This window comes from Granulicella sp. S190, assembly GCF_009766095.1.
Classification (GTDB): domain Bacteria; phylum Acidobacteriota; class Terriglobia; order Terriglobales; family Acidobacteriaceae; genus Edaphobacter.
Map to the genome: position 1 here is coordinate 564,914 of NZ_LMUD01000016.1, position 12,757 is coordinate 577,670.

At 57.1% G+C, this 12,757-nt stretch carries 9 protein-coding genes; 4 read left to right on the forward strand and 5 right to left on the reverse strand.

The genetic code is table 11. The features are described 5' to 3' along the window. The first annotated feature begins 322 nt into the window (after positions 1–322). Both GSQ94_RS11710 and GSQ94_RS11715 read left to right on the forward strand, forming a co-directional pair. A complete protein-coding gene (locus tag GSQ94_RS11710; RefSeq protein ID WP_158944028.1) occupies positions 323–1,291 on the forward strand; it encodes a hypothetical protein in 969 nt (322 codons plus the stop codon). Between the two features lie 7 nt (positions 1,292–1,298). Beyond that, the gene (locus GSQ94_RS11715; RefSeq protein WP_158944029.1) at positions 1,299–4,430 is read left to right on the forward strand and encodes a sensor histidine kinase; all 3,132 of its coding nucleotides are present in this window, start codon (positions 1,299–1,301) and stop codon (positions 4,428–4,430) included. Positions 4,431–4,445: 15 nt separating this feature from the next. Here GSQ94_RS11715 and GSQ94_RS11720 read toward each other — a convergent pair whose 3' ends face one another. Further along, complete coding sequence (locus tag GSQ94_RS11720; RefSeq protein ID WP_158944030.1) at positions 4,446–5,759, reverse strand: NCS2 family permease; 1,314 nt, start codon at positions 5,757–5,759, stop codon at positions 4,446–4,448. 70 nt (positions 5,760–5,829) lie between these two features. Here GSQ94_RS11720 and GSQ94_RS11725 point away from each other — a divergent pair, with 70 nt between their 5' ends. Next, entirely contained in the window at positions 5,830–6,333 is a 504-nt protein-coding gene (locus GSQ94_RS11725; protein ID WP_158944031.1) for a cupin domain-containing protein, read from the forward strand. 113 nt (positions 6,334–6,446) lie between these two features. Here the strand turns inward: GSQ94_RS11725 and GSQ94_RS11730 are convergent, their stop codons facing one another. From GSQ94_RS11730 to GSQ94_RS11745, 4 genes are all read right to left on the reverse strand, one after another. Then, complete coding sequence (locus GSQ94_RS11730; protein WP_254063802.1) at positions 6,447–7,226, reverse strand: DUF1080 domain-containing protein; 780 nt, start codon at positions 7,224–7,226, stop codon at positions 6,447–6,449. Between the two features lie 49 nt (positions 7,227–7,275). After that, positions 7,276–8,622 (reverse strand): Gfo/Idh/MocA family protein, encoded by a 1,347-nt coding sequence (locus GSQ94_RS11735; RefSeq protein ID WP_254063803.1) that lies wholly within the window; start codon positions 8,620–8,622, stop codon positions 7,276–7,278. A gap of 132 nt (positions 8,623–8,754) precedes the next feature. Next, positions 8,755–9,654 carry an NAD(P)-dependent oxidoreductase gene (locus tag GSQ94_RS11740; protein WP_158944032.1) on the reverse strand — a complete coding sequence of 300 codons (900 nt, stop codon included), beginning with the start codon at positions 9,652–9,654 and terminating at the stop codon, positions 8,755–8,757. Positions 9,655–9,685: 31 nt separating this feature from the next. Further along, a complete protein-coding gene (locus tag GSQ94_RS11745) occupies positions 9,686–11,368 on the reverse strand; it encodes an L-lactate permease (protein WP_216843073.1) in 1,683 nt (560 codons plus the stop codon). 259 nt (positions 11,369–11,627) lie between these two features. On the opposite strand from GSQ94_RS11745, the gene GSQ94_RS11750 reads away from it, so the two are divergent. Further along, positions 11,628–12,757 (forward strand): glycerate kinase (locus tag GSQ94_RS11750; RefSeq protein WP_158944034.1); only part of this gene is annotated, 1,130 nt, incomplete at its 3' end.

Here is a 12,757-nt window from a genome sequence, read left to right on the forward strand (position 1 = left end):
GCGTCGGGTGGATGGGTATGCGGCGGGCGGATCGGAGGTGAGGGGTGCGCAGACTCTGGAATGAGGAGGGGATTGGGATGGGCTAATGGACTATGATTGCTATCTCAATTGAAACGACTGATAGATCTCCTGGGGGTTCCGAGTGGCCAGATATTTTGTGACCGCTACTATGAACAGTTTTCGGCTGAGATTTTGCTCTCGCCTGGGACGAAGGGCGGATTTTTTGGTTTCAGCCAGATCCGCAGCGTGTCTCCTTGTCTCTCTCTATCTGCTTACAGGGTGCCATTCACGGCAGAAGAGTGTCGGTCCTTCCGTTGAGTTTGTGAAGATTCCTCCGGCGGCGCAGGGTGGTCGCGAGCGAGTGGATACGATCTCGGGGAACGTCGCCGGCGCGCAGTCGGGTCAACGGATCGTTATTTATGCGATGAGCGGACCGTGGTGGGTGCAGCCCTGGCCCGATCAGCCTTTTATCACGATCAAGCCAGATTCAAGTTGGAGCACGAATACTCATCTTGGGTTTAAATATGCTGCGATGCTGGTCGATCCGGGATATAAGCCTGCGCCCACGATGGATACGGCTCCGGTTGCCGGAGGATCTGTAGCGGCAGTGACTATTGTCGATGGTGTTGGCAAGCCCCAGATTGCACCTACGGTCCCGATACAGTTCAGCGGGTATGACTGGGGAGTTCGAACGATCGCGGGAGATCGCGGGGGGATGAATCTTCTCTATAACGGTGACAATGCGTGGACGGATTCTACAGGTGCGCTGCATCTTCGGATTAAGAAGAATGGAAACAAGTGGTCGTGCGCAGAGGTGGAGTTATCACGAAGCCTGGGGTACGGAACCTATATTGTGACTGTTCGAGATACGTCGCACCTGGAGCCGGCGGTAGTTTTAAGTCTGAACACCTTCGATGATTGGGGTGGTGAGCAGAGCTATCGTGAGATGGATGTCGAGATGAGCCGCTGGGGCGATGCGACCAACAAAGAAAATGCGCAGTTCGGGATTCAGCCCTTTTACGTCCCCGGTAACGTTGCTCCTTTCGTAGCGCCCCCGGGCGTGTTGACCCACTCGTTTCATTGGGAGCCGGGACGCGTGAAGTTTGAGACTGTGCGGGGAAGTTCTTTGCGTGTTGGTGCTCCGGTGGTTTCGGAGCATGAGTTTACGTCCGGGGTTCCGTCGTCTGGCCACGAGAAGATGCAGTTTTTGTTCTATATCGTTGCGAGCGATAAGTATCCGATGCAAAACGAGAGTGAAGTCGTTCTGGAGAAGTTCGAGTATCTTCCGTGATGGGGTTATGAGAGTACCTCGGCTGGTCGTAAATCTGATTGTCGTACTCGGCATGATTTGCCTCGTCCAGAAGGTTCATGCAGTCGATCCTAACCGTGCAATCTCACAATATTTAAGGGAGAGTTGGGGTCTGGAAAGAGGATTCACGGGCGGCTCCGCGACCTCGATGGCACAGACCGCGGATGGCTATCTTTGGATCGGAAGCGATAAGGGCTTAGTACGCTTCGATGGATTGAACTTTCGTGTCTTCCAACAACAGACTCCGACGACTCTGCAGATTGGGCCTGTTCAGGGATTGATCGCAGACTCTCAATCGAACCTCTGGGTTCTTCTGAATCACACGACGGTTCTGCGATATCACGATGGAAGGTTCGATGTGGGCCACGATGAGGCGGAGGTTGGAATTACGTCTGTTGGGAGGCGCAGAGACGGTTCGGCGATGCTGGCCTCGCTGGCTTTGGGCACACTTAACTATCGTGATGGTAGGTTCAAGATTCTTGAGACGCCTGCGAGAGCTGGCTCCGCGGCGAACGCGGCCGCAAATGATGAACTCTCCAGCCGCCTGAGCTGGGCGACGGGTGTGGCTACTCATCGATTTGCAAAGCCTCACTCTTCGGTGACTGCCATGGCAGAGACCAGCGACGGAGTGATTTGGCTGGGCACGCGAGACAAGGGACTGTTCTATGTGAAGGATGGTCAGGTCTCTGCGGTTCCGTCGGTTGAGGGTGGGGAAAAGATCGACTGTCTTCTTCCACTGGACGGGGGCGAACTCTGGGTTGGAACCGACAAAGGCGTTCTGCGCTGGACGGGTTCGAAGCTTACGCGGGAGGGGATTCCCGCAGCGCTGCAGCGCGTCGAGATTCTTTCGGCACTCCGTGACCGCGATGCAAATATCTGGTTAGGAACCAGTCACGGACTTCTGCGAGTAAATGCCCATGGCGTTTCTTCGGATGAGGAGACCGCCGAGCTTGCCGTGAACTCTCTATTCGAGGACCGTGAAGGAAACATCTGGGTGGGAACGACGCGAGGGATTGAACGGCTACGGGATAGTCCTTTTCTGACGTATGGGATTGCGAGCGGTTCGGGCTCAGAGAGTGGGGGGCCGGTGTATGCCGATTCGGAGGGGCGGATCTGGTTCGCTCCTCTCGACGGGGGATTGCACTGGCTCAAGGATGGAAAGATCGAGAGCGTAAGCGCGGGAGGGTTGGATAAAGATGTGGTCTACTCCATCGCCGGAGGTGATGGAGAGTTATGGGTCGGTAGGCAGAAGGGCGGACTGACGCGGTTACGTATTCGCAATGGCGGTTATGAAGCCAAGACGTACACGCAGGCGGACGGGCTGGCTCAGGACAGTGTGTATGCGGTCCATCGGAGCCACGATGGGGTGGTGTGGGCAGGTACATTGAACGGCGGTGTCAGTGAGTTGAGGGACGATAGATTTACAACTTATGCGAAGGGGAACGGATTGCCGTCCAACACAGTAACGGCGATGGCGGGAGGATTCGACGGGACGATGTGGATCGCCACCCCGATTGGGCTGACGGCGCGGTCACGGGAGGGGCAATGGCGAACTTATCGAGAGTCCGACGGTCTGCCCTCACCGGATATCGATTGCCTGTTTGAGGATTCGACTCACTTGCTGTGGATAGGAACGACGGCAGGGCTGGCGTACATAAGTTCGGGCACAATCCACACACCTCATAATGCACCCGAGTCCCTGAACGAACAGATCTTTGGAGTCGCGGAGGGCCGTGATGGGTGGCTGTGGGTTGCGACTTCGAAACATGTTCTGCAGGTGAAGCGGAGCAGGCTGCTAAGCGGCAGCAATAAAGAAGAAGATATCCGAGAGTATGGGATAGTCGATGGCTTGAAGGGGGTCGAGGGGGTAAAGAGGCAGCGGTCTGTTGCCGCAGATCCCCAGGGACGCATTTGGTTTTCCATGAACCACGGCCTCTCCGTTGTGGATCCTATCCGCGCTGCGCAGGCGATGTCTCCGGTGGTTGCCAAGGTCGATGCGGTCTCGGTGGACGGAGTTCCGGTCGACCTGGCTGCGCCCGTTCGTGTTCCGCCAGAAGGGCAGAGGGTTATGCTGAACTTCTCGGCCGTGAGTCTCTCAGTACCGGAGCGGGTTCGATACAAGTATCGTCTCGATGGATTCGATCGAGGCTGGAGTGAACCGGTTGAGACACAACAAGCGATATATACAAACCTTGATCCGGGTTCTTATACCTTTCGCGTTATCGCATGCAATAGCGATGGAGTGTGGAATCAAAATGGGTCTTCCGTAAATTTCACGATCGTCCCTGCGTTTTATCAGACCAACTTATTCTTGTTGCTTTGTGCTGCGGCGGTCGCGGCCCTTGCCTGGATTGTGTATCGGTGGCACGTGGGTCAAGTGACCTCGCGCATGGATATTCAATTTATCGAACGCCTCTCGGAACGGACGCGCATCGCACGTGAGTTGCACGATACGCTGCTGCAAAGCTTTCAGGGGCTGATTCTTCATTTTCAGACGGCGCGTGATTTGATTCCCAGAGATCCTGCAAAGGCGGGCATGAGCCTGGACACGGCATTGGAGACCGCGGATCAGGCTATGGTGGAGGGACGAAACGCTATCTATGACATACGAGCTTCGACTATGGTCGATGACGATCTTGCGGTTGCGATTCAGACGTTGGGGGAGGAGCTTGGCAGCAATCTGGGAGAGGGGATCGCTCCGAAGTTTTCGGTTGTCCAGGAGGGTACAGCAAGGCCAATCGATCCGATCTTCAGGGATGATGTGTATCACATAGTTCGAGAGGCGTTGAGAAACTCGTTCAAGCATGCTGAGGCCAAGATGATTGAGGCAGAGATCACGTATGGGAGGATGTCGATGCGAGTGCGGGTGCGTGACGATGGGAAGGGGATCGACAAAAAAGTTCTGGAGGATGGGGAGCGTGCCGGGCACTGGGGGTTACCTGGGATGAGGGAGCGCGCTAAGCGGATGAGCGGGCAGTTGGCAGTCTGGAGCGAGCCCGGAGTGGGTACGGAGGTGGAGTTAAGTCTGCCTGGGTCGCTGGTCTATGAATCAGCTTCTACACAGCTTCTGCTCCGATTCTTCCGCAAGGGCGGAGGCAAAGGTAAAAGCCAGGGTGGATAGTGCGCGGATCGGAGCTTATTTGCGAACCAGATAGACAAAGCGGAGCAGGAAAAGAGCGGCGAGGAGATAGAGCATCCAGTCTTGGCGTCGGGCACGTCCGGTGAGGAGTTGGAGGAGGGCGTAGCTGGTGAGGCCGAAGCTAAGGCCGTCTGCGATGGACCAGGTGAGAGGGATGGTGGCGACGGTGAGGAAGGCGGGGATGCCGATCTGCGGGTCGTTCCACTCGATTTCGCCGAGGCCGGTAAGCATAAGGCCGCCGACGAGGATGAGTGCGGGTGCGGTGGCGAAGGTGGGGATGGCTCCGACGACAGGTGCGATGAAGAGAGCAAAGAAGAAGAGGATGCCGGTGACGATGGCGGTGACGCCGGTGCGGCCTCCGGCAGCGACTCCGGCGGAGGACTCGATGTAGCTGGTGACGGTGCTGGTGCCGGTGAGCGAGCCAAGGATGGTGGAACTGGCGTCGGCGAGAAAGATGCGATTGAGGCGAGGGATGGTGTGATCGGGTGCGATGAGGTTGGCGCGTTGGGTGACGGCGACGAGGGTGCCGATGTTGTCGAAGAGGTCAACGAAGAGGAAGACGAAGATGATCTCGAAGGCGCCGATGTGGAGAGCGCCGAGGATGTCGAGATGGAAGGCGGTGGTTTTGATAGCAGTAAGGTCGTAGGATGCGGGTTGCCAGTGGACCTGATGGAAGATGACGCCGAGGAGGGTGGTGGTAAGGACTCCGATGAGCATCGAGGCGCGGACACGGAGAACCTGAAGGACGGCGATGAGGAGGAGGCCGAAGATGGCCAACGCGGTGCCGGGGGCGCGCAGGTTTCCCAGCGTGACAGTGGTTGCTGCGCTGGGCACGATGATGCCGGCGTTGCGGAATCCGATGAAGGCGATGTAGAGACCGATGCCTCCACCGACTGCGGCGTGGAGTTGATGGGGGATGGCGGAGACGAGGCGCTGGCGGATTCCGGTGAAGGTGAGGGCGAGGAAGATGATGCCGGAGAGGAAGACGGCGCCGAGAGCGGTTTGCCAGGGGACGCCCATGCCGAGGACGACGGTATAAGTGAAGTAGGCGTTAAGACCCATGCCGGGCGCGAGGGCGAGAGGGTAGTTGGCGAGCGCTCCCATGAGGATGCTGCCGAAGGCCGCACAGAGACAGGTGGCGGTGGTGACGGCGGCGAGAGGCATCCCGGTTTTGCTGAGGAGCGAGGGGTTCACGAAGATGATGTAGGCCATCGTGATGAAGGTGGTGAGACCGGCGAGGATCTCGGTTCGCCAGTCGGTGGCGTGCGCGGAGAAGCCGAAGTAGTGCTCCAGGCGGGTGCGGATGGGCATCAGGTCAGGCTCCTGTGAGGCGAGAAACTAAAATGGATGGAGTGGTACCAGCATAGCGTGAGAGGGCTTGATGACGGCAGAGGATGTTAAGAAATTACTTGGGCTGCAGCCGCACCCGCGAGAGGGTGGGTGGTATGTCCGGACCTATGAGGCCGCAGAGGTGGTGAGTGCCGAGTCGTTTGAGGATGGAAGATACACGGGGGAGCGGCGGACGGGCACTGCGATTTACTACTTGCTGGAGCCGGAGACGTTCAGCGAGATGCACCGACTGAAGTCGGATGAGATCTTCCATTTCTACGCTGGGGATGCGGTGGAGATGTTGCAACTCACGGAGGGAAATCGGGGCACTATGGTGGTGATTGGGAGGGATCTGTTGAATGGTCAAAAGCCACAGGTGGTGGTGAAGCGTGGAGTGTGGCAGGGGTCGCGGTTAGTTGAGGGTGGTCGATGGGCGTTGTTGGGATGCACGGTGAGTCCTGGGTTTGAGTTCGAAGACTATGAGGAGGGCCAGCGCGAACAGATGTGCGCGGGGTGGCCGGAGTTTGCGGAAGTGATTACGGCTTTGACCAAGTAACAGCGATGGTGTCTTGCTCAAGCTATGAGTTGGCCGACTGTTATGAAGATCGAGACAATGATGAGCTGCAGGCTGATTCTCGCGCCACGTGTTACTGCAGTGACTACGCGCAGCTACTTCAGCGGATAGAGCTTGATGTTTCGGAAGAAGACTTCGGCGCCTTCGGATTGAAAGAGGATCTTGCCCTCGACGGGGGAGGGGTTGGTCCCTTCGTTGGCAAGCTTCCCGTTGACGTACTGTTTTACGTTGTCTCCGTGGGTCACCAACTCGAGTAGATTCCATTCGCCGTAGGGTTTTTCCAGATCGCCGATTGTGTCGCGAAAACCAACGACATTTTGCGACGGACCTTTGCCGAAGTGGTCGATCTTCGAGGCACTGCCGGGAGGTCCAGTGACGCGCACTCCATCGCGGCCGGTGAGCGCGGCTCCGTCGGTCATCCAGAAATCACCGGTGCCTCCTTCGGTGATTTGAACTTCGATTGACTGAGGCCACACCTTCTGCTCGCCCTGGATGTCGTAGAGGATGCCGCTGTCGCGGGCTTTGCCCTCTCTCTCGCCGAAGGTGCCGACGCCCCATTTGAATTCGGCTCGTAGATAGAAGTCGTGGTAGTTCTGCTTTGTGATGATGTACCCCATCTCTTTTCCGGAGATGTGAATCACACCGTTCTCGACTTTGAATACCTGATCGGGGTCTGAGTTGAGGCCTTTGGTCTTCAGAAAGGTGTCGAAGTGATCGAGGTTCGATCCATCGAACAGTACGATTGCAGACTTGTGCGCGGGGATCTTCTGTGACGGCGCTTGCATGGTGAATGCCAGGCCGAGGCAAAAGAAAGCGACTCTTCTTGTCGTTCGTTGATTTCGCAGGTTTCGCCGACTTGTCGTAGTACTCGTCATGACTTCTCCGGGATTTTCGTGCAGCGGAACTTATGAGACGGTGAGGTTGCTAGATGAGTTTCATGGAGTCGGGATCCCACTTCACGATCTCGCCGCGTTCGAGGCTAAGGTTGCTCAGCAGGGCTGCTCCTGCAGCGCGGAAGCCAAAGACTGCGTCTTCGACGACGGGTTTTCGTGTGCGAACCGCGGAGAAGAAGTTTTTGAAGTGGTCAAAACTGTCGCTGTATCCCGCTGGAGCTACATATTTTTCTACGCCGACAAACGGCGCTTCCGAGGGGTGGGTCGCCGGATACTTTTGCCGGTAGTTTTCGACTATGCTTTTTTGCATCGCATCGGTGAAGGTGCCGACGGTGTAACCAGGCTCTTTCTGGAGTGGGGTTCGGCTTACGCTGACCGTGTTCCCGGCGATCTCCATGGTGCCTTCCGAGCCAGTGAAGATGAGACCTTCACTCTCTTCGCCACCATCCACAAAGTTGACGCGCAGGCTGAGGTTGAAGCCCTGGGCGTAGTCGAAGAGACCGAGCATGACGTCAGGGACGTCGCGGCCGTCCTTCCAGAAGCGCAGGCCTCCAGTCGCCATGGCGCGCGTGGGGCCGTTGCTGCCGGTAATGAAGTGGGTCCCGCTGAAGAGATGGACGAAGAGATCTCCTGCTACGCCGCTTCCGTACGCCTTCCACTTACGCCACTGGAAGAATCGGTTTGCGTTGAAAGGTATTTTGGGGGCTGTGCCTTCAAAGCGCGGCCAGTCGCAGGTCTCCGTCGAAGCGTCGAGAGGAACGGTGTAGTTCCACGCGCCGAGCGAGGAGTTACGATCCCAGCGTGCGGTGACCATGTTGAGTTGGCCGATGGCACCGGAGGCGAGCAGCTCTTTAGCTTTGGCGTAGATGATCGAACTTACACGCTGGCTGCCAACCTGAATGATGCGGTTGGTGGATCGTGCGGCCTCGATGATCTCGGGCCCGTCCGAGTAGAGATGGATCATCGGCTTCTCGCAGTAGACGTCTTTGCCTGCCTTCATCGCGTCGACGGCGGCCTGCTTATGCCAGTGGTCCGGAGTGGCGATGATGACGGCGTCGATATCCTTGCGAGCCAGAATCTCCTTGTAGTCGCGCGTAGTGAAGATATCACTGCCCCAGAGTTCCTTGGAGTGTTGCAGGCGACCGTCGTAGCAGTCTGCTACGGCCACGAGCTTTACTCCTGGGACCTGGATTGCGGTTTTGGTGTCCCCCTGACCTTGTATGCCCGCTCCGATCAAGGCGATCTGGATGTGGTCGTTGGGGGAAACGGCTTCGGTGGGTTCGCTTTGAACGGCTGTAAGCGCGTACATCTTTGCGCCAAGAATGGACTCTGCTGCTGCGGTTCCGGCTACCTTCAGAAAGTTTCTACGGTTCAACACGCGCACGCTTCCTCACCATTAAGTTTAACTACCCGTCTGCAACCATATTCTTACTTGCAGGTTTTTGTCTTGTTTCTTCTACCAGTCAAAAAATAACAGGGGGCAAGGCTTAGTATGGCAATCTCGCAGATGTCAGGACTTTGGCTTGCTTGCAACGGTACAGCCTGCAATCTCTTCCATAACTCGGATCGAACCGCAGATGTCCTCTTCGCCGTAGCCTTTTGCGATGGCAGCGCGGAAGAGCTGGCGCGAGAGTGCTGTGAGCGGTGCGGGAACGTTGAGCTCCGCAGCGGACTCCAGCATGAGCTCCATGTCTTTTTCGAGCCACTTTACGGAGAAGTTGGTGGTGAAGTTTCGCGCAAAGACGAGGGGTGCCTTGATCGAGATTAAGCCTGATTTGGCGGCGCTGTTGTTGAGGATATCGAGCATCATCTCGGGATCGACACCAGCCTTGGTGCTGAGGATAAGACTTTCGTTGAAGGCTTGAAGCAGATTGCCGAGGATCATGTTTTGTGAGAGCTTGGCGTGGAGGCCCATGCCTGCAGCTCCACAATAGTAGAGCTGCTTGCCCATAGCTTCGAAGTAAGGGCGCACCTTTTCGAAGATATCTTTTGCGCCGCCTACCATAAAGGTGAGGGTGCCGGCCTCTGCGCCACCCTTCGATCCGGTGCAGGGTGCGTCGAGGAAGTCGATGCCCTTTTCGGCCAGTTCCGCAGCGATGGCGCGGCTGGCGGAGGGGGAGACGGTGCTGCAATCGACGATGATGGAGCCGTTGGTGGCGGTTTCGACGAGGCCATCTTTGCCGAGGATGACCTTGCGTGACATTTCTGTGTTGCCGACGCAGAGGAAGATGCAGTCGCTCTGGCTCGCGACTTCAGCAGGTGTGGCGCAGGCTATGCCGCCTTTGGCTACGAGGGCGTCGACCTTGCCTTTGCTGAACGACCAGAGGGCGACCTGATGACCTGCTTCGATGAGATGGAGCGCCATTGGGCCGCCCATGATGCCTAAACCGAGAAATCCAAGCTTTGCCATGCGAGTTTGATGCTCCTTTTGAAGATGAGATCTAGAGATGAAAGACGTAGGTGTAGAGCATCGTTACCAAGCCGACGATGCATGCGAGCAGGATGCTGTGTTTGAGGGTAAAGCGAAAGAGCTTTGACTGCTCAGCCTGGGTGAGGCCTGTGGCGGCTGCGGCGACTGCGATGGTCTGAAGGCTGATCATCTTGCCCATGACTCCTCCAGAGGAGTTAGCCGCTGCCATGAGTACAGGATCGAAGCCGAGCCGACCGGCGGTGACGACCTGAAGGTTGCCGAAGAGGGCGTTGGCGGAGGTGTCGGAGCCGGTGAGGAAGACGCCGATCCAGCCGAGGAGCGCGCTGAAGAACGGGAAGGCACGTCCGGTGGCAGAGAAGGCCAGTCCAAGCGTGGCGGTCGCTCCGCAGTAGTTCATGAGGAAGGCAAGTGCAAGCACGGAGGTGACGGTGACGGTAGGGAGCTTGAGCTGATTGATCGCTTTGCCGATGACGCGAAGGAAGTCGCGTGGTCTCATCTTCAGGCAGAGCGCGGAGAGCAGCGATGCTGTCATGCAGGCGGTTCCGGATGCAGAGAGTAAGTTGAGGTTATAGATCGCGTGATAGGGCGTAGGGTTGGCGACGATGGGAGGAACGCGCTGCACGACGTTGTCGAGATAAGGCCAGTGAATGAGGATGGTCGCTTTATTGAGAATCGATTGGAAGGGTGCCCATCCCCACAGGAGAACGCATACGACCAGAAGTGCGTAGGGAAGCCATGCGTAGAGGATCTCCCGGGTACTGTGTGCGGGAGGCACTTTTCGTTCTTCGTCGCTGCCGGTGCTGGTGCCGTCGGCATTAGTGCAGGCGAAGCGCCTCCATGAATCTGCCGCGCTTGGTGTGAGCATAGTGTTCTGGTCGCTGCTGCGATGGGTTCTGAACCACAGGACCAGTGCGGCAATGGTGGCGATTGCGGCGAAGATGTCGGTAAGATGAGGGCCGAGGTATGTCGAAACGAAGAGTTGCATGATCGCGAAGACGCCACCGGCGATGAGAGTGGGAGCCCATATGCCTGACAGAGAGCCGAAGCCGCCCATTGCCACGATGAGGTATGCGGGGATCAGAAGGGACATCGGTGTGCAGATGCGGCCTACGGCTACGCTGAGCTTGTCTAACGGGAGGCCGGTTGTGCCCGCGAGCGTGATGATGGGAATTCCGATGGAGCCGAAGGCGACGGGAGCGGTGTTGGCTAAGAGGCAGATTGCGGAGGCGCTGAAGGCGGTGAATCCAAGGCCTATGAGCATGGTGGATGCGATTGCGACAGGGGTGCCGAAGCCTGCGGCTCCTTCGAGAAATCCTCCAAAGGCGAATGCGATGAGGAGCGCCTGCAGGCGGCAGTCCGGGGTGAGTCGGCCGACGGAGTCTTTGATGATCTCGAAGTGGCCGGTTTCTACGGTGACGTGGAAGAGGACGATGGCCCAGAAGACGATCCATGAGATGGGGAGGATTCCGAAGGCTGCGCCGTTTGCTGCTGCGCTGATTGCGGTGCGGAGAGGCATTCCGTAGGCAACGGTTGCAAGCAGCAAAGTAATTGCTAGTCCAGACAGGCCAGCGACCCAAGCTGGCTTTCTCATCACACCCAAGAGAACCAAGAGGGTCAGGACCGGCAAGGAGGCGAGGACAACCGAGAATATCAAGCCGTGCCCGAAGAGGAAGTAGGATTGATTCCAGATCACGATGTTGAGTATCCCCGGGTGGTTTAGCGAGGCTGAAGACAGGACGTTCCAACATGGTACAAGAGGTATGCGGCGGCGTGATTTTATCCAAGAGATTATGCCGGTTGATCTGTTGGAGAAGACTTTATGAGCTGGCGGGTGATGTTTCATTTTGTTTGAAGGAGCCCGGCGTGAACAAGGCCTTTGCATGATGGGAGCGCAACCTAACCTAAGAAAAATTGCCAGCCGTCTCTTTCTGCAATCTCTTGCAGATTGCAGTATGGAGCAGGCGTTTGCCCATAAGGTGAAGCGTGTCACAGGACCGGACGGCAGAAGGCTGCTGACCTTTGGCGACGATGTGATCGATCTGGGACGATTGCGCCGGATCGGGATAGTAGCCGTGGGTAAAGCTGCCCCCGCGATGCTGCAGGCAATGCTCCCTTCTCTGCAGGGGTTGCCTGAGTGCGATCTATCAGGGCTGCTGATTGCCAACCACAGGCCCGACGATCTGCCGTTGGGTTTTCGATTTTATGCTGGCGGCCATCCAACACCGAATGAAGCTTCGATCGACGGAGCTAAGGCTGCCATAGAGCTTGTGCGCTCGCTACGCGATGCATCGGGGGGGAAAGAAGAGACACTCTGCTTGTTTTTGCTAAGCGGAGGCGGGTCCGCGATGATGGAGCTACCACTCGACCCAAAGATCTCGCTTGAAGATCTGGTGGAGTTTTATCGAGAGCTGGTTCATTGTGGAGGTTCGATAGCGGAGATCAATTGTGTTCGGAAGCATTTTTCAGCGGTGAAGGGAGGGCGGCTGGCTCTTGAGGCTGAGGGCATCCTAAATTACTCCCTGCTGGTGTCGGATGTGCCTTCGGGGTCTTTGGATTCGCTAGCCTCTGGACCGACGTTGCCAGACACCTCTACCGTAGATCAGTGCAGAGAGATTCTGGAGCGATATCGGCTAATGGAGAGAGTTCCGAGCGCGGTTAAGCAGTTTTTCTTATCGACTCAACTCCCTGAAACTCCCAAAGCCCCGCAACTGGATGCACATGCGCTTACCCTGCTGTCGTCGGCCGACCTCGCAATGGTCGTCGAGCGCCGCGCGAAAGATCTTGGATTCTACGTGGTGGTTGACGATACCTGCGACGATTGGAGCTACAGGGCTGCCGCTGAATATTTGCTGGAACGGCTTCGCTCTCTTAGGCGGAAGCATAGACGTGTTTGCCTCATCTCCTCCGGCGAGGTAACCGTTGAGCTTCCATTAAAGATCTTGGATTCTGATTGTGTGGAGACAAAGGAGCGAGCAGGGGTGGGGGGTCGAAATCAACATTTTGCGCTGTATGCTGCCACCCTGTTGCGAGCATCGGATGAGTCTGTTGCGGTGCTCTCTGCAGGTACGGATGGCATCGATGG

Excerpts from the sequence above, each read along its gene's own strand:
- GSQ94_RS11715 (WP_158944029.1), top strand. The coding sequence starts at position 1,299 with ATGAGAGTACCTCGGCTGGTCGTAAATCTGATTGTCGTACTCGGCATG.
- GSQ94_RS11720 (WP_158944030.1), bottom strand. The coding sequence starts at position 5,759 with ATGCCCATCCGCACCCGCCTGGAGCACTACTTCGGCTTCTCCGCGCAC.
- GSQ94_RS11725 (WP_158944031.1), top strand. The coding sequence starts at position 5,830 with ATGACGGCAGAGGATGTTAAGAAATTACTTGGGCTGCAGCCGCACCCG.
- GSQ94_RS11730 (WP_254063802.1), bottom strand. The coding sequence starts at position 7,226 with ATGACGAGTACTACGACAAGTCGGCGAAACCTGCGAAATCAACGAACG.
- GSQ94_RS11740 (WP_158944032.1), bottom strand. The coding sequence starts at position 9,654 with ATGGCAAAGCTTGGATTTCTCGGTTTAGGCATCATGGGCGGCCCAATG.